At 68.3% G+C, this 16882-nt stretch carries 19 protein-coding genes; 10 read left to right on the forward strand and 9 right to left on the reverse strand.

Features of this window, described 5'->3' with window-relative positions:
• Nucleotides 1-54: 54 nt before the first annotated feature.
• From V7E09_RS09200 to pdhA, 3 genes are read right to left on the reverse strand one after another with little or no spacing between them, the layout of a single operon-like run.
• On the reverse strand, nt 55-1626 hold the full coding sequence (locus tag V7E09_RS09200; protein ID WP_442956864.1) for a 2-oxo acid dehydrogenase subunit E2: 1572 nt from the start codon (nt 1624-1626) through the stop codon (nt 55-57).
• Nucleotides 1627-1648: 22 nt separating this feature from the next.
• Nucleotides 1649-2626 (reverse strand): alpha-ketoacid dehydrogenase subunit beta, encoded by a 978-nt coding sequence (locus V7E09_RS09205; RefSeq protein ID WP_324510784.1) that lies wholly within the window; start codon nt 2624-2626, stop codon nt 1649-1651.
• Nucleotides 2626-3786: a pyruvate dehydrogenase (acetyl-transferring) E1 component subunit alpha gene (gene pdhA / locus V7E09_RS09210; RefSeq protein ID WP_324510783.1), complete on the reverse strand. Its 1161-nt coding sequence runs from the start codon at nt 3784-3786 to the stop codon at nt 2626-2628. The genes V7E09_RS09205 and pdhA overlap by 1 nt, the downstream gene beginning before the upstream one ends.
• A gap of 173 nt (nt 3787-3959) precedes the next feature.
• Between pdhA and V7E09_RS09215 the strand changes: the two genes are divergently transcribed.
• Together V7E09_RS09215 and V7E09_RS09220 are read left to right on the forward strand one after the other, a co-directional pair.
• Nucleotides 3960-5372, forward strand: a complete 1413-nt coding sequence (locus tag V7E09_RS09215) for an MFS transporter (protein ID WP_324510782.1) — start codon at nt 3960-3962, stop codon at nt 5370-5372.
• 289 nt (nt 5373-5661) lie between these two features.
• The gene (locus V7E09_RS09220) at nt 5662-6267 is read left to right on the forward strand and encodes an HAD-IA family hydrolase (RefSeq protein WP_324510781.1); all 606 of its coding nucleotides are present in this window, start codon (nt 5662-5664) and stop codon (nt 6265-6267) included.
• Nucleotides 6268-6486: 219 nt separating this feature from the next.
• Here the strand turns inward: V7E09_RS09220 and argF are convergent, their stop codons facing one another.
• A complete protein-coding gene (argF, locus tag V7E09_RS09225) occupies nt 6487-7479 on the reverse strand; it encodes an ornithine carbamoyltransferase (protein ID WP_324510780.1) in 993 nt (330 codons plus the stop codon).
• A gap of 103 nt (nt 7480-7582) precedes the next feature.
• Here argF and V7E09_RS09230 point away from each other — a divergent pair, with 103 nt between their 5' ends.
• The 5 genes from V7E09_RS09230 to V7E09_RS09250 all read left to right on the forward strand — a co-directional run bounded on the left by V7E09_RS09230 (nt 7583) and on the right by V7E09_RS09250 (nt 12102).
• Nucleotides 7583-7966: a phage holin family protein gene (locus V7E09_RS09230; RefSeq protein ID WP_324510779.1), complete on the forward strand. Its 384-nt coding sequence runs from the start codon at nt 7583-7585 to the stop codon at nt 7964-7966.
• Nucleotides 7963-8448, forward strand: a complete 486-nt coding sequence (locus tag V7E09_RS09235; RefSeq protein WP_442956865.1) for a low molecular weight protein-tyrosine-phosphatase — start codon at nt 7963-7965, stop codon at nt 8446-8448. Before V7E09_RS09230 ends, V7E09_RS09235 begins: the two co-directional genes overlap by 4 nt.
• Nucleotides 8449-8457: 9 nt before the next feature.
• A complete protein-coding gene (locus tag V7E09_RS09240; RefSeq protein WP_324510778.1) occupies nt 8458-9156 on the forward strand; it encodes a response regulator transcription factor in 699 nt (232 codons plus the stop codon).
• A gap of 10 nt (nt 9157-9166) precedes the next feature.
• Entirely contained in the window at nt 9167-10600 is a 1434-nt protein-coding gene (locus V7E09_RS09245) for a sensor histidine kinase (protein ID WP_324510777.1), read from the forward strand.
• Between the two features lie 83 nt (nt 10601-10683).
• The gene (locus V7E09_RS09250) at nt 10684-12102 is read left to right on the forward strand and encodes an MFS transporter (protein ID WP_324510776.1); all 1419 of its coding nucleotides are present in this window, start codon (nt 10684-10686) and stop codon (nt 12100-12102) included.
• 265 nt (nt 12103-12367) lie between these two features.
• Here the strand turns inward: V7E09_RS09250 and V7E09_RS09255 are convergent, their stop codons facing one another.
• Nucleotides 12368-12574, reverse strand: a complete 207-nt coding sequence (locus V7E09_RS09255) for a cold-shock protein (RefSeq protein WP_324510775.1) — start codon at nt 12572-12574, stop codon at nt 12368-12370.
• 221 nt (nt 12575-12795) lie between these two features.
• On the opposite strand from V7E09_RS09255, the gene V7E09_RS09260 reads away from it, so the two are divergent.
• The 3 genes from V7E09_RS09260 (at nt 12796) to V7E09_RS09270 (ending at nt 14842) form a co-directional block, all read left to right on the forward strand.
• On the forward strand, nt 12796-13035 hold the full coding sequence (locus V7E09_RS09260) for a hypothetical protein (protein ID WP_324510774.1): 240 nt from the start codon (nt 12796-12798) through the stop codon (nt 13033-13035).
• Between the two features lie 185 nt (nt 13036-13220).
• Nucleotides 13221-14330 carry a sodium:proton antiporter gene (locus V7E09_RS09265; protein WP_324523288.1) on the forward strand — a complete coding sequence of 370 codons (1110 nt, stop codon included), beginning with the start codon at nt 13221-13223 and terminating at the stop codon, nt 14328-14330.
• On the forward strand, nt 14216-14842 hold the full coding sequence (locus V7E09_RS09270; RefSeq protein ID WP_324523290.1) for a sodium:proton antiporter: 627 nt from the start codon (nt 14216-14218) through the stop codon (nt 14840-14842). Before V7E09_RS09265 ends, V7E09_RS09270 begins: the two co-directional genes overlap by 115 nt.
• Here V7E09_RS09270 and rplI read toward each other — a convergent pair.
• The 4 genes from rplI to rpsF form a co-directional block, all read right to left on the reverse strand.
• Nucleotides 14805-15251, reverse strand: a complete 447-nt coding sequence (gene rplI / locus V7E09_RS09275) for a 50S ribosomal protein L9 (protein ID WP_324510772.1) — start codon at nt 15249-15251, stop codon at nt 14805-14807. The two genes, V7E09_RS09270 and rplI, sit on opposite strands and share 38 nt — an antisense overlap.
• A 14-nt stretch (nt 15252-15265) precedes the next feature.
• Nucleotides 15266-15502, reverse strand: coding sequence for a 30S ribosomal protein S18 (gene rpsR / locus V7E09_RS09280; protein ID WP_129459504.1), 237 nt, complete (start codon nt 15500-15502; stop codon nt 15266-15268).
• Nucleotides 15503-15562: 60 nt separating this feature from the next.
• Complete coding sequence (locus tag V7E09_RS09285; RefSeq protein ID WP_324510771.1) at nt 15563-16078, reverse strand: single-stranded DNA-binding protein; 516 nt, start codon at nt 16076-16078, stop codon at nt 15563-15565.
• 129 nt (nt 16079-16207) lie between these two features.
• On the reverse strand, nt 16208-16501 hold the full coding sequence (gene rpsF / locus V7E09_RS09290) for a 30S ribosomal protein S6 (RefSeq protein ID WP_324510770.1): 294 nt from the start codon (nt 16499-16501) through the stop codon (nt 16208-16210).
• Between the last annotated feature and the right edge of the window lie 381 nt (nt 16502-16882).

The raw sequence follows: 16882 nt of genomic DNA on the forward strand, positions 1-16882 counted from the left end.
CCTCAGTCCTCGGCGGGGTAAGGCTCAGTCCTCGGCGGGGTGAGGCGGACGGGGTCAGAACAGGAGCGAGAGACCCGGGTCGGTGAGGATCGTGGCCACGTCGGCCAGGAACCGGGACGCCTGTTCGCCGTCGAGGACGCGGTGGTCGATGGTCAGGGTCAGCTTTGCCACCGAGCGGATCACCATGCGCTCCTCGGCGCCCTCGCCGACCACCCACGGACGCCGGTTGAAGGTGCCCAGGCACAGGATCGCGGACTCGTTCGGGTTGAGGATCGGGGTGCCGCCCTCGACGCCGAACACGCCGACGTTCGTGATCGTGAACGTGCCGTGCGAGGCGTCCGCCGGGGTGATCCGCCCCTCCCGCACCTTGCTGACCAGATCGTTGAGCGCGTGGGCGAGTTCCAGCAGGTTGAGGTCGTTGGCCGCCTTGATGTTGGGGACGACCAGCCCCCGCCGGGTGGCCGCCGCGATGCCGAGGTTCACGTCCGGGTGGACGACGATCTCATCGCGTCCCAGATCCAGGCTGGAGTTGACCTCGGGATGCTTGGCCATCGCCAGGCACACCGCCTTGGCGAGCACCACGATCGGGGAGACGCGCAACCCGGCGAACTCGCGGCGTTGCTTGAGTTGATCGATCAACGCGACCGTCTCGGTGACGTCGACGTCCATCCACACCGACGCCTGCGGCACCTGCAGGGACGCCTGCATGGCCTGGACCATCTGCCGCCGGACGCCGCGCAGCGGGATGCGGGTGTCGCCCCGGCGTCCCGACGCCTCTCCTGCCGCGGCCTGGGCGACGTCGTGGGGGGTGATGACGCCGCCCGCGCCGGTTCCGGCGATCTGGGCCAGGTCGATGCCGAGATCGCGGGCCAGCCGCCTCACGGCGGGCTTGGCCAACGGCCTCCCCACCGGGTCGACGGCGCGACTGGGACGCGCTCCCGCCTCGGGACTTGGCAGCGGCGGCTCGACCGCCTCGTCGCGGACCGGTGCCGTCGGGTACACCTCTTCCACCTTGTGGGCGGGCGCATCGTCCAGCCCGTAGGACTCGTGCACCTGCTCGGACTCGGGGCCAGGCTGGGCCGGGACACCCTTGCGAGGACGCCGCGCCACCTGCGCGGCCGAGGCCCCGTAGCCGACGAGCATCGCGCCCGAGGAGGGAGCCGGGGTCGCGGACTCCGGCGCGTTCGGGGGTGCGGAGGGCGCGTCGCCGGTCTCGATGCGTCCCTGCAGCACCTCGTCCGCGGCGGGTACAGGCTCCGCGCCTCGCCCTCCTGCGGCGGGAGCGGTCCCTCCTGCGGCGGGGGCCGGGGCGTCGGCGGCCGGGTCGTTCGCCTCAGCCTGGCTCATGGCGGTGGCCCCGGACGGGGACTGCGCGCCGCCAGGATCGCCCCCGGGTTCGGCGATGGTCATGATGACCGAGCCGACCGCCACCATGGTGCCGACCTCGGCATGCAGGGCGGCGACGCGTCCGGCGACGGGGGCGGGGAGTTCCACCAGCGACTTGGCGGTCTCGATCTCCACCACGACGTCGTTGACGGCCACCTCGTCGCCGGGGGCGACGAGCCACTGGGTGATCTCGGCCTCCAGCAGGCCTTCGCCCGGGTCGGGCAGCGTCATCTCGAACATGGAGTTCTCCGTTTCGTGGGGCTCAGCGGGCCATCGAGCGGTCGACCGCATCCAGGATGCGGTCCAGGTCGGGCAGGTAGTTCTTCTCGACGCGGCTGGGCGGGTAGGGCATGTCGTAACCGGTGACGCGCAGCACGGGCGCCTCGAGGGAGTAGAAGCAGGCTTCCTGGAGCCGGGCGGCGATCTCGCCGCCGAGCCCGCCAGAGCGGACCGCCTCGTGGACGACGATGGCGCGTCCGGTCTTCTCCACCGACGCCCGCAGCACGGCGTCATCGAGCGGGGAGAGGCTGCGCAGGTCGATGACCTCCAGCGAGCGTCCTTCGGCGGAGGCGGCGAGCGCGGCCTCCACGCAGGTCTTCACCATCGGACCGTACGTGATGAGGGTGGCGTCGGTGCCGTCCAGGACGACGCGGGCGGCGTCCAGGGGAAGCGGCGGGGCGGACAGGTCGACCTCGCCCTTCTCGTGGTAGCGGCGCTTGGGTTCGAAGAAGATCACCGGGTCGTCGGAGGCGACCGCCTGCTGGATCATCCAGTAGGCGTCCAGCGGCGTCGACGGGGAGACGACGACCAGGCCGGGCGTGTGCGCGAAGTAGGCCTCGGGCGATTCGGAGTGGTGCTCGATGGCGCCGATGCCGCCGCCGGTGGGGATCCGGATCACCATCGGGACGCTGAGGCGCCCCATCGATCGGAACCGCATCCGGGAGACCTGGGAGACGATCTGGTCGAAGGCCGGGTAGACGAAGCCGTCGAACTGGATCTCGACGACGGGCCGGTAGCCGCGCAGCGCCAGGCCGAGCGCGGTGCCGACGATGCCCGACTCGGCCAGCGGCGAGTCGACGACCCGCTCAGGCCCGAAGTCGCGTTGGAGGTGCTCGGTGATCCGGAATACCCCGCCCAACTGCCCAATGTCCTCGCCCGCCAGCAGCACTTTCGGGTCGGCTTCCAGCGCGCGGCGCAGGCCCGCGTTGAGCGCCTTGGCCATGGTCATGGTCTCGGTCATCAGGCCTGGTCTCCCTCGAATGACGCCTCATAGGCCAGGTATGCCTCCCGCTGGGCCACCAGTCCGGGCGGGGTCTGGGCGTAGACGCGATCCCAGTAGTCCTCCAGGACGGGGTTGGGCAACTCCAGGCAGCCCTCGCGAATGCGGACGCCCAGCGCCTCGGATTCGGCGTCCAGCGCGTCCAGCCACGCCTGGTCGATGGCGCCGGTGCGCAACAGGTAGGTGCGTACCCGGGCGATCGGATCCTTGGCCCGCCATTGCTCTTCCTCGGCCCGCTCGCGGTACTTGGTGGGGTCATCCGAGGTGGTGTGGGCGCCCATCCGGTAGGTGAACGCCTCGATGAAGGTGGGGCCCTCGCCGCGTCGGGCGCGATCCAGCGCCCATTCGGTGACGGCCTGGACGGCGAGCACGTCGTTGCCGTCGACGCGCAGGCTGGGGATCCCGAAGCCCGTGGCCCGCCGGTACAGCGGGATCCGGCTTTGGCGTTCAATGGGCTCCGAGATCGCCCACTGGTTGTTCTGCACGAAGAACACGACCGGTGCCTGGTAGGACGCGGCGAACACCAGCGCCTCGCTCACGTCGCCTTGGCTGGTGGCGCCGTCACCGAAGTAGACCAGGACGGCGCCGTTGTCGGCCGGGTCGGGGTTGCCGACGATGCCGTCGCGCTGCATGCCCATCGCGTAGCCGACGGCGTGCAGGGACTGGGTGCCGATCACGAAGGAGTACAGGTGGAACCGGGCGTCGACCGAGTCCCAGTCGACCATGGCGGTGCCGCGCATCGTCTTGAGCATGTCAAGGGGGTCGATGCCCCGCATCAGTGCCACCGCGTGCTCGCGGTAGCTGGGGAACACCTCGTCGAGGGCTGCTACGGCGGCTCCGGAGCCAACCTGGGCGGCTTCTTGGCCCAGCGACGGCGGCCACAGCCCCAGTTGGCCCTTGCGTTGCAGAGCGGTCGCCTCGGCGTCGAAGCGGCGACCGAGCACCATGTGACGCAGGTTGGCCGCCAGGGTGGCGTCGTCGTGGTCGTAGCTGAAGCCATCGGCGTCCACCCGCTCCCCCTCGGGGGTGAGGAGCTGGATGAACTCTTCGCTGCGGACGATCCGGGTGCCCCCGGGGGTCACCACCGATTCGGTGGCGTCGGGGTCGAGAGGTTCGATCACACCCCCGAGCATACAGTTACGTAACCGTAGGTAGGAATTCGTCGCGGCGCGCCGCTGCCTCCCACCGGCGCTGCGGCCCCTGGAGCGCCCCTGAACCGCCCTGGTCAGGGCGGACGAGAAGGGAAGCACCCCATAGACTGACGGCGCTTCGCGTCGTCTTCCAAGGGAGCCCGATGGTCTCGGACCCTCGTCAGCGCAGCTTCCGCGCTGTCCTCGTCAACACCCTCATCGCCAACATCACCACCAGCTTCCTGTGGTACTGCGTCACGTTCTGGATGTACCTGGAGACGCGCAACGTGCTCGTCACCGCCATCCTCGGCGGGTCATACATGCTCGGCATGGCGCTGTTCGGCGTCCCGTTCGGCAGCTGGATCGACCGGACGCGCAAGAAACGCGTCATGGTCGTCTCCCAGAGCGTGACCGCCGTGTTCTTCGCCCTCGCCGCGATCGTCTACTTCCTCTCCCCTCGCGAGCAGCTACTCACCATCGGGTCGTTCCCCTTCGTCGCCTTCGTCCTGCTGCTGCTCACGGGCGCCATCATGGAGTCCGCCCGCGGGATCGCCCTGGGCACCGTCGTCACCTTGCTCGTGCCCGACTCCGAACGCGCCAAGGCCAACGGCCTGGTGGGCATGGTCGGCGGGCTGGGTTTCATGATCACGTCAGTGATCGCCGGGCTGGCCATCGGGCAACTCGGCATGACCACGTCGCTGATCATCTCGCTGGTGCTCACCGCCGGCTCGCTGGCGCACATGGTGACCGTCGCGATCCCAGAACCGGAGATCGTGCATGCGGAAGGCGCCCCCAAGAAGGTGGACTTCGCGGGCGCTTGGGGGGCGATCCGCGAGGTGCCCGCCCTGATCTGGCTGATCGTGTTCTCGACGTTCAACAACCTCATCGGCGGCGTCTACATGGCCCTGCTGGATCCGTACGGCCTGTCGCTGGTCTCCGTCGAGGCGTGGGGCATCGTGTTCGGCTTCGTCGGGATCGGCTTCATCATCGGCGGCGCCGTCATCGCCAAAGTGGGCCTGGGGACGCGGCCCCTGCGGGCCCTCCTGCTGGCCAACGTCGCCATGTGGATCATCGGTGGCACGTTCGCGATCCGCGAGTCGATCTGGTTCCTGATCGTCGGGATGCTCATCTACATGGCGATCATCCCCTTCGCCGAAGCGGCCGAGCAGACCGTCCTGCAACGCGTCGTCCCGTTGCCCAAGCAGGGTCGAGTGTTCGGTTTCGCCCAGTCCATCGAGTTGGCGGCCGCCCCGTTCAGTTCGTTCCTGATCGGCCCCATCGCCGAGTTCTGGCTGATCCCGTACATGAACACACCCCAGGGGCAGGCCCAGTGGAGTTGGCTGCTGGGCGAGGGCCACGCCCGCGGCATCGCGCTCGTATTCCTGCTGACCAGCATCGTCGGCCTGGCGATCACCGTCGCTGCGCTCGCGTCCCGCCCGTATCGAACCCTCAGCGCCGCCTACGCCGCGTCGGGGCCCGAGGACACATCCGCCGCCCCTCCCACGACCCCCGACCCTCCGTCGTCCCCCGAGTTCCCGCCCCCGCCGAGGACTGAGGCTCCTCACGCCCAGGACTGAGGTTGCGTGCACCGAGGACTGAGCTTGTGCGCACCGAGGACTGAGCCTGAGTCCGCCCAGGACTGAGCCTGAGTCCGCCGAGGACTGAGCCTGAGTCCGCCCAGGACTGAGCCTGAACCTGCCGAAGACTGGGGCTGAGTCCGCCGAGGACTGAGGGGCATCCCGCTGGAGGCACTTCTGCGTGGATTCTGCTGCAGCTCTGCGACCCGGGCAGGCTTGCGGAGCGGTTCTCCGGGCCAGTGGACCCCCGAGCAGGCACCCAACTGCGTGAGGCTGACAGACTGACGCCATGATCCGCACCGTCGTCTTCGATTTCGGCCAGGTTCTCGCGTCAGGAACGGGGGTGATCGAGGAGGCGTCCGCGCTGCTGGATGTGCCCCCGGACGACTACGCCCGCGTGTACTGGGCCGGACGCACGGCCTACGACGCGGGCGCGTCGGACGCCGACTACTGGACCCCGGTCCTCGCCGCACTCGGCAAACCCACCACCCCCGAAATGGTGGATCGGCTGGCCCGGCTGGACGCCCAACTGTGGGCTGTCATGCGTCCCGAAGCCCGGGCCTTGTTGCGTGACGTCCGCGCTTTCGGACGCACGGTTGCGGTGCTGAGCAATGCCCCGTTCAGCGTCGACCTGGCGTTCGCGGACGCCGACTACGCCCAGGATGCGGACCTATGGTTCGTGTCGGCGTCCATGGGGATCGTGAAGCCCAACCCAGCCATCTACACCCGGGTCGAGGAGGGCACCCAGACCGATCCTGAGGAGATCGCCTTCATTGACGACAACGCCCTGAACGTTGCGGCGGCGCTGCGAGCGGGCTGGAAAGCACACCTGTGGGTCAGCGACGCCGACAGCCGCGCCTGGCTGGTGGGTATCGGCGCGCTGCCGCCGCAGTAGCGCAGGCTCTGAGCCCACCTGCCCGCCTGGTGTCTGTCCTGAGTCCTCGCGGCGCTCAAGCTCAGTCCTCGGCGGGCTTAGCCCCAGTCCTCGGCGGACTCGAGCTCAGTCTTCGGCGCACGGATGCTCAGTCCTCGGCGGGCCAGCGGGCGCCGGATGGATGGGCGGCGGGTGCCGGATAGACGGGCGGTGATGGGCCGGGACGGGCGCGCGAACGCCTCAGGAGGCGGTGGCCACCATGACGGCCTTGATGGAGTGGAGTCGGTTCTCGGCCTGGTCGAAGACGATGGACGCCTCGGAGGTGAACACCTCGTCGCTGACCTCCAGCTCGCGCATGCCCGTCAGATCGTGCACCAGGCGCGCCGTGGACGTCTCGAGATCGTGGAAGGCCGGCAGGCAGTGCATGAACTTGGCCTCGGACGCTGCCAGCCCCATCACCTGCGCCGTGACCCGGTAGGGCGCCAGGATCCGGCATCGCTCGGCCCAGACGCCGTGCGGCTCCCCCATCGACACCCACACGTCGGTGTGCACGAAGTCGACACCCGCCACGCCGGCCTCGATGTCGTCGGTGATCGTGATCCGCGCCCCGGTGCTGGCCGCGATCTCACGGGCCAACTCGACGCGGGCCTGAGAGGGGGCGAACTCGGGCGGGGCGACCATCCGGACGTCCATGCCCATCATCGCGCCCATCGTCAGCATCGAGTTACCCGTGTTGTAGCGGGCATCCCCCAGGTAGGCGAAGGACAGATCCCGTGCCGGGCGTCCCGCGGATTCGACCATCGTGAATGCATCGCACAGCGCCTGCGTGGGGTGCCACTCGTCGGTCAGCCCGTTCCACACCGGAATGGAGGCGTGCTCAGCGAGCGCCTCCACCGTGTCTTGGGAGTTGCCGCGGAACTCGATGCCGTCGTACATGCGCTCCAGGACGAGCGCCGTGTCGGCGGCGGACTCCTTCGATCCGATGTGGGCCCCCGACGGATCCAGGTAGGTGGTGTGCGCCCCTTGCTGACGGGCGCCGACCTCGAAGGCGGCCCGCGTCCGGGTGGAGCTCTTCTCGAAGATGAGCGCGAAGTTCATGCCGCGCAACCGCTGCTCCTCGCGCCCTTCGCGGCGGGCCGACTTCAGCGCTCCGGTGAGCTCCACGAGGTGACCCCACTCGTCGGGAGTGAAGTCGACCTCCTTCAGGAAATCCCGACCGGTCAACTCGCCCACGCGCGTCTGCCTTTCTCATCACCGGGGACCCGCGGCGTGTCTCAGGGCGCAGCAGGGTAGATCCCGGAAGTGATCATTGTGCCGTACGTGGAAAACTAGTGGGGTGATCCTTCGATTCTTGGTCAGCGCCCTGTCCCTCGGCGTCGCCACCTGGCTCCTGCCGGGCATCTGGCTCGACGTCACGGGCAGCCCCGCGAACGCCGCCCTCACCATCTTGCTGGTCGCCGCGATCTTCGGCCTGGTCAACGCCCTGGTCAAGCCGCTCTTCGTCTTCGTCACGTCACCGCTGCTCCTGTTGACGCTCGGATTCTTCCTCCTCATCATCAACGCCGCCCTGCTGATGCTCACCTCATGGGTGTGCGCCCAGTTCGGCGTCCCGTGGGGCGTGGACGGTTTCTGGTCGGCCTTCTGGGGCGCACTGATGGTCTCCATCGTCAGTTTCGTTCTCAACTCGTTCGTCGGCCGTCGCGGCGAGGTCCATTCGTGACGGACGCCAACGCGCCCGTCTCCGTGGTGTTCGTCTGCTGGGGGAACATCTGCCGCTCCCCGATGGCCGAGCGCATCGCTCGCGCCCAGGCGTCCGCGAAGCATCATGACGGCATCGTCTTCACGTCGGCGGGGGTGTCCTCGGAGGAGACGGGCAACCCGATCGACCCGCGCGCCCGCGCCGTGCTCACCCGGCACGGCTACGACGCCTCCGGGCACCGCGCCCACCGGATCACCGCGGCCGAGATCGCGGACGCCGATCTGGTCATCGGCCTCGAGCCCCTCCACGTCGACCGCATGCGCAAGCTTGCCCCGGGAGCGGACCATCTCGCGCTGCTCACCGACTTCGACCCGGATGCCGAGCCCGGGTCCGGCGTCCCGGATCCCTGGTATGGGGAGGCCGACGGTTTCGAGGACACCTTGGCCGCTCTGGAGGCGGCGATGCCGGGGATCCTCGCTCGGGCTACGAGCCTGCGCCGTTAGGATGACCGCATGCAGATCCTCGTGGTGGACGACGACCAGGCCGTCCGAGACTCGCTGAAACGCTCGCTGCAGTACAGCGGTTACGAGGTGTCTGCAGTCAGCGACGGGATCGAGGCGCTCGCCCACCTGTCCTCCCACCGCGTCGACGCGGTGGTGATGGATGTCATGATGCCGCGGCTGGATGGCCTGGAGACGACCCGCATGCTGCGCCAGCAGGGCAACGACGTTCCGATTCTCGTGTTGACGGCGCGCGATGCCGTCGGGGACCGTGTCGACGGCCTGGACGCGGGCGCCGACGACTACATGGCCAAGCCGTTCGCCCTGGACGAGTTGATGGCCCGGCTGCGGGCCCTGACCCGCCGCAGCCGCCCTGAGTCCGACGACGCCCCGGCCACCGCCGGTGAGGTGCTGTCGTTCGAGGATCTGCGCTTGGACCTGGGCACCCGGGAGGTCACCCGGGACGGCAAGCGGATCGCGCTCACACGCACCGAGTTCGCCCTGTTGCAGACGTTCATGGAGAATCCGCGCCGTGTGCTGGAGCGTTCCTGGCTGCTGAACGAGGTGTGGGGCTTCGAGTTCCCGACCACGGCGAACTCCCTGGAGGTCTACATCGGCTACCTGCGGCGCAAGACCGAGGTCGACGGGGGTTCCCGGCTGATCCACACGGTGCGTGGGATCGGCTACGTGTTGCGTGAGTCGGCGCCGTGAGCCTGGGCTCGTGAAGCGGATCCGGGCCTTCTTCTCCTCGGCCAACCGCTCGTTGCAGCAGCGGCTAGCCATCGCCATCGCCATCGCCATCGCGACTGCGGTCGCGGTGACGGGGGTGGCCGCCTACGCGCTGACGCTCGTCACCGTTTACAACCAGCTGGACGCCGAGCTCGTCGACGTCGCCAACATCACGTCAGGCGCCTTGGCCGAGGACCTGGAGAACATGGGTGGCATCGACACCTCCACCTGGCGGGCCGCCAACGTCATCGTGATGCTGGTGCGCTCGGACAATCACACCATCGCCATGCCGGGACGCCAGGTGACCTTGGAACTCGGCCCTGACGAGTTGACGGTCGCCCGGACCTCGCAGGGGTGGTCGTCGCGTACCGGCGTCAACTCGGCAGGGGGCCTCACGCGCATCGTGGCGGTCCCGCTCGTGGACCAGCAGCAGCATTACGCGCTGGTGGTGGGGCGTCCCTTGGCGCCCACGCTGGCGATCCTGCAGACGACCGGGCTGTCGCTGCTCGTGTTCGGCGGTGTCGGCGCGGCGATCGCGGCCGCTATCGGTTACGTGATCGCCAAGTCGGGGTTACAGCCGATCCGGCAGCTGTCCGACGCCGTCTTGTCGATCGCGGCGACGAACAAGCTGACCCCCGTCGAGATCCGTGGCGACGACGAGATCGCCGACCTCGGCCAGACGTTCAACCGGATGCTCAAGGCGCTGGAGAGTTCACGTGAACGGCAGCGCCGCCTGATCGCGGACGCCGGACACGAACTGCGCACCCCGCTCACGTCGATGCGTACGAACGTCGAACTGCTGGTCGCCGACGAGCGGCAGGGCATGTTGCCTGACGGTGCTCGCAGCGAGATCCTGCGCGATGTCGCCGCCCAGCTGGGCGAGTTCACCCAGCTCGTCGGGGATCTGGTGCAACTCTCCCGCGAGGAGACGGTGCAGCCTGCCCCTGAGGCGGTCGATCTGCGCGAGATCATTCACCACGCGCTCGACCGGGTGAAGCGTCGCGGCCCCGGCCTGAGTTGGCGGGTCCGCCTGGATCCGCTGTATCTCGTCGGGGAGCCTGACGCCCTGGAGCGGGCGGTGACGAACCTGCTCGACAACGCGGTGAAGTTCTCCCCCGCCGGCGGAACCATCACGGTGGAGTTGATCGGCGACCGGCTGCGCGTCGCCGACGAGGGCCCGGGCATCGCCGACGAGGACCTCCCCCACGTGTTCGAGCGGTTCTACCGTTCGGAGCACGCCCGCGCGACGACGGGGTCGGGCCTGGGCCTCTCGATCGTCGCGCAGACGATTCAGGCGCATGGCGGGTGGGTCAAAGCCGGTCACGCCCCTGAGGGCGGCGCGGAACTGATCGCACGCCTGCCCGGCTCACCGATCCCCCCGGAGGAGCAGGAAGCCGACCAGGACGAGGACGCCGCTCCGTTCTGACCATCCCACGCTGTGACCACTGTTCGAGACGGCTCGTCTCACAGGAGAACAATGGGGGGCCGCAAAGGAGATATCAGAACTTCATGACAGCCAACACAGCCTCCCCGCCCGCCCCGCTGAACTCGCCGGCCCGCGTCATCACCGCCAGCCTCGTCGGCACGACGATCGAGTTCTACGACTTCTACGTGTACGCCACGGCGGCCGTCCTCGTCTTCCCCCAGCTCTTCTTCCCCAGCGGCAACGCGACCACGGCGCTCATCGCGTCGTTCGCGGTGTTCGGGGCGGCGATGATCGCCCGTCCGATCGGGGCCATCGTCTTCGGCCACCTGGGCGACCGCCGCGGCCGCAAGACGACACTGGTGATCAGCCTGATCACCATGGGCGTGGCCACTTTCCTGATCGGCCTGCTTCCGACCTTCCACACCGCGGGCGTCATCGCCCCGATCCTGCTCCTGGTGCTCCGCCTCGCGCAGGGCTTCGCACTGGGCGGGGAATGGTCCGGCGCGGCGCTGGTCGCCACAGAGAACGCCCCGAAGGGCAAGCGCGCCTGGTACGGCACCTTCCCGCAGTTGGGCGCCCCGCTCGGCTTCATCATCGCCAATGGGCTGTTCCTGATCATCAACTACGCACTGCCGCACCCCGACGACACCCTGCTCAAGTCCGAGGCGTTTCTGACGTGGGGCTGGCGGATCCCGTTCCTGTTCTCCGCCGTCATGGTGATCGTCGGCCTGTGGGTCCGGCTGAAGCTGGTCGAATCCCAGGCGTTCAACGTCGCCGAGAAGCGTGGCGCGATCCGCAAGCTGCCGCTGGGCGACACGTTCCGGCTGCACTGGCGCGAGGTGATCCTCGGCACGTTCATCATGCTGGCGACCTACGTCTTGTTCTACCTGATGACGAGCTTCACGCTGACCTACGGGACGGCGGCCCAGACGGCCCAGCCCGGCGGCCTGGGGATCAGCTACATCAACTTCGTGCTCATGCAGATCATCGGCGTGGTGTTCTTCGGCATCTTCACGCTGCTGTCTGGCCCCGTCGCCGACAGCATCGGACGTCGTCGCCTGCTCATCTGGGTCACCGTGGCCATCATCGTGTTCGGCCTGAGCTTCCCGCTGTTCCTGAGCCTGCGTCCCGACCCGATGTTCACCGGCGCTCTCACCCAGGCGTTCCTGATCCTCGGGTTCACGCTGATGGGCGTCACCTTCGGACCGATGGGGGCGATCCTGCCCGAACTGTTCCCCACCAACGTGCGCTACACCGGGTCGGCCATCGCCTACAACGTGTCCAGCATCCTGGGTGCGGCCCTCGCCCCGATCATCGCGGTGGCCCTGTGGGCGCAGGCCGGCGGTAGCACCCTCCTCGTCGGCCTGTACCTGGCCGGCGCCAGCGTTCTGACGCTCATCTCGCTCGTGCTGTCGCGGGAGACCAAGGACACCAACTACGACGCCTCCTCAGCCGAGGACGACGCCTGGGAGGACGACGCGCTGGTCGGCGCCTCCCAATAGAACCACGGTCACCGCACGAGCCGCGGCATCCCCTTCCCGGTGGGTGCCGCGGCTCGTGACCGTCCGGGGGAGGGAACGGTCCAATCTGGCGGCACTGGGGAAGGTCCGTCGCAGCCATCGCCACGGGACGCCCGGCCACACGAATCACAGGGGCCGAGCGCCACACGCCCGTGGGGCTGCCCTGCCGACGCCGAGAACCCTCCCCGGGGGATGCGAAACGCCGCGACCCCGAGGGGCCGCGGCGTTTCTACGGTTCGAACTGAACTCAGGCGAGCGGGGAGATGTTCGTCGCCTGCAGGCCCTTGGGGCCCTGCTCGGTCTCGAACTCAACCTTGTCGCCCTCGTTCAGCGAGCGGAACCCGCGGGAGTTGATCGCGGAGTAGTGCGCGAACACATCCGACGAGCCGTCGTCGGGGGAGATGAAGCCGTAGCCCTTGTCGGCGTTGAACCACTTGACGGTTCCGGTGGCCATGTTTCCTGCCTTCTTTAATGCTGTTACTCAACCCTCGGGGTCCCGGGGGCGTTGGGGTGACGCTCGAAACTCTACCGACGGGAACCGCAGTAAGAACTACCAACCTCAACCTGCACGACAGCCTACACGGCTCCCCACGCAGCTGTCCGGTCCGATCGTCCGGCCTGGACTCCACGGCTCACGCACAGGGCGGGCACAGCCGAGCGCTCTAGACTTCAGACATGCCAGAAACGCGCAAGCACCGCGTGCAGGCACGCGACCAGATCGACCAGGCCATCTTCGCCGCCCTGGGCGAACCGGTCCTGCCGAATCAGCCAGGACACACCCCCACGGCGTCCCCCGCGGCACCGGAATCCCCCGATGCCGCCGCGGGGCCCTCCCCCACCAGCTTCCTGACCGGAGGCGCGATGGGCGCGTTCACGTTCCACGCGCACAAGCCCACCCCGGGCGTCGAGGCCTAAGCCGCATCGGCCCGACGCGTCGATCCCCGGACACCTATCCCGACGTTGAAGACCCCTCCCTGCACACCACCGTCCACACCTGGAAAGATGGAGTCGCGCATCGTTCACGGCGGCACACTGCCCCTCGTGCGCATCCACACCTGTGAGGATGGTGGGGGCAGACGACCACGGGGTGAGGGACGCACATGCAGGTGGAATGGTGGAGCATCATCCCGTTCGTCGTCCTGCTGCTGTGCATCGCCCTGCTGCCGCTGATCCCCGCCACCACCCACGCCTGGGAACGCAACGGCGTCAAACTGCTCGTCGCCCTCGCCTGCGGCCTTCCGGTCGCGGCATGGTTCGTCCTGACCGGCCACGGCTCCGAGGTCAGCCACGCGCTCGTCGAGTACGTCCAGTTCATCATGCTGCTGCTGGCTCTCTTCGTGGTCTCCGGCGGCATCTTCCTCGACGGCGACATCCGCCCCACCCCCCGCAACAACACCCTCTTCCTGGCCATCGGCGGTGCTATCGCGTCCGTCGTGGGAACGACCGGCGCGGCCATGCTGCTCATCCGCCCGCTGCTGAACACCAACCGGGACCGCGCGCGCCGCGTCCACACCGTCGTGTTCACCATCTTCATCGTCGCCAACTGCGGCGGGCTCCTCACCCCGCTCGGCGACCCTCCCCTGTTCCTGGGATTCCTGCGCGGCGTCCCCTTCGAATGGACGCTTCGCCTGTGGCCGCAGTGGCTTTTCGTCAACGCGCTACTCCTGGCCACCTACTACGCGCTCGACACGCGGGCGTACGCCAGCGACCCCGTCTCCGCGGACGCCGCCCCCACCAGCGCAGCCCCGGTGCGCGTCCGGGGCGCCGTGAACTTCGTGTTCTTCGCCGCGATCATCGTCGCCGTCGCCTTCGTCCCGTCGCTCGATCTGCACGCGCTGGAGACCGGTCACGCAACCTGGACGGCCCTCGTCCCATGGCGAGAACTCGTGTTCGGCGCGGCCGCTGCGGCGTCCTATGCGCTGGGCAGCCGTGACGTACGGTTCCGACTCAACCAATTCACCTGGACGCCGATCGTCGAGGTGGCGGCCCTGTTCATCGGGATCTTCCTCGCGATGATCCCCGCGCTGAACTACCTGGGGCAGATCGCCCCGCACCTCCCCTCACGACGGTCACGTTCTTCGTGTTCTCCGGCGGGCTGTCGGCCTTCCTCGACAACGCGCCCACCTACGCGACCTTCTACGAGATGGCCGCGCAACTCCCCGGCGACCCGCGCATCGGAGCCGCGCCCGGCGTCCCGGAGGCCTACCTGATCGCGATCTCCTTGGGTTCGGTGCTGTGCGGTGCCATCACCTATATCGGCAACGGCCCCAACTTCATGACCAAGGCCGTCGCCGACGCCGCCGGAGTCCCGATGCCGAGCTTCGGCGGCTACATGCGGTGGTCGATCCTGTACCTGGTCCCGATCCTCGCCGCCATGGCGCTGGTGTTCCTCGCCGAGGGGCCCCTATGGACGTGGTTGGGCGTCCTCCTTGCGCTTGGGATCCTCGTTCGAGCCGCCCGGCAGGCCCGCCGAGGACTGAGCCCCACCCCGCCGAAGACTGAGCCTGAGCCCGCCGAGGGCTTCCCTGAGGAACAAGACGCAGCCCCCTGCGGAGCGATGGCTGCACGTGGGGCAGGAGAGGGCCGCTCGCCCGGGGGTCGGCCGTCCGTGTGGGACGCCCCGGGACGCACGAACGCCGGCCACCCCGCAATGGGGCGACCGGCGCTCAGCGAAACGACGTGCGTCAGGCAGCGACGACCTTCACCGGGACGTGCGCGGTGACGGCCTCGGTCAGCTTCACGCCGATCTTGTGCTCGCCGATCGACTTGATCGGCTTGCTGATGACGACGTTGCGCTTGTCGACCGAAGGACCGTTGGCCTTCTTGATCGCGGACGCGATGTCGGCGGCCGTGATGGCGCCGAACAGCTTGCCCTCAGCGGAAACCCGCGCGGGAACCTGGACGTCCAGGGACTCGAGCTGGGTGCGGAGCTCGCCAGCGTGCGCGTGATCGCGGACGGTGCGGGCCTCGCGGGCACGGTTGATGCCCTCGATCTGCTTCTCGGCGCCACGCGTCCAACGGATCGCGAACCCCTGGGGCAGGAGGTAGTTGCGGCCGTAGCCGTCCTTGACCTCGACGATGTCGCCAGCGATGCCGAGGTGGTCGACAGCGGCGGTGAGGATGAGCTTCATGTCAGCTTCCTTTCTCAGCGCGCGTTCGACGTGTACGGCAGCAGGGCGAGCTCGCGCGCGTTCTTGATCGCGATCGCGACCTTGCGCTGCTCCTGCACGGACAGACCCGTCACCCGACGGGCGCGGATCTTCCCACGCTCGGAGATGAACTTCCGCAGGGTCGCGGTGTCCTTGTAATCCACGGTGCCGATCTTGATCGACTTGACCGGGGCAATCTTCTTCTTGTTCACAGGCTTACGCTGTGGAGCCATTGTGGTGCTCTCTTTCTGGAGCCCGGCAAATGCCGGAATGACGTGGTTGGAACGGGTGGATCAGAACGGCGGTTCGTCGCTCTGGGCCGAAGCCCACGGATCATTGACGGGCTGGCGATTGCCGCCGCCACCACCCTGACCCGAGTTGGACGACCAGTTGTTGTCGCCCCCACCCGAGCCACCCTGCTGGCTGTAGCCACCGCCGCCGCCACCGCTGGTGCGGTTGACCTTCGCGGTCGCGTAGCGCAGGGAAGGACCGACTTCGTCGACCTCGATCTCGAACACGGTGCGACGCTCACCCTCGCGCGTCTCGTAGGAGCGGCTCTTCAGCCGACCCTGGACGATGACCCGCATGCCCTTGGTGAGGGTCTCGGCTGCGTTCTCCGCGGCCTGCCGCCACACCGAGCAGTTGATGAACATGGCGTCCCCGTCCTTCCACTCGCTCGTCGCACGGTCGAACGTGCGAGGAGTGGAGGCGACGGTGAAGTTGGCCACCGGGGCCCCGGACGGGGTGAAGCGAAGCTCGGGGTCAGCCGTCAGGTTGCCCACGAGCGTGATGATGGTTTCACCAGCCATTGGTTCAGATCTCCGATTCGTCGGACGTTGTTGTTGAGGTTGCGACGCCGAAGCGCCCTACTCCTCCTCAGCCTGTCAGCCCGGACCGACGAAAACGAGGGCCGCGCAAACATCTGGGGAAGAAGAACCTCACTTGTGCAGGTCGGGGCGGATGACCTTCGTCCGCATGATCTGCTCGTTGAGCGTGTACTGGCGATCGAGTTCCTTGACCACGTCAGGCTCAGCGGTCACATCGAGCACCGCATAGATGCCCTCGGACTGCTTCTGGATGTCGTAGGCGAGCCGACGACGGCCCCAGATGTCAATGTTCTCGACGGTGCCACCGGCGGCCTTGAGGCCTTCGAGCGGCTTCTCCACGATGCCGGCGACCTGGCGGTCATCGACGTCGGGGGAGACGATCACCATGATCTCGTACTGGCGCATGTGTATTCCCCACCTCCTCTGGACTAGCGGCCACGGGTATCTCCCGGGGCAGGAGGGTCTTCATGCACGGACGCTGAGCGTCCACCGCACCACACTACCGGACGCAGCGATTCCACCCCAACCCAGGCGCGACAGGGGTATCTAGCCGACACGGGCACATCTGACCGACGAGGCACGAGGCGTCCCTGCGGTGCCACGGTCCACCGCGGGGAGACCGGACCGACGCTAGCTAGGTGGCTCCGACCGTCCACCGGCTTCCATCCGCCACGTCACGCGTACCGATCGAGGTCGTCGCCGGGCTCAGACTCAGTCCTCGGCGGGCTAGCCCCAGTCCTCGGCGGGCTCAAGCCCAGTCCTCGGCGGGCTCAAGCCCAGTCCTCG

Origin of the sequence: Propioniciclava sp., assembly GCF_036744435.1 — a bacterium.
Taxonomy (GTDB): domain Bacteria; phylum Actinomycetota; class Actinomycetes; order Propionibacteriales; family Propionibacteriaceae; genus Propioniciclava.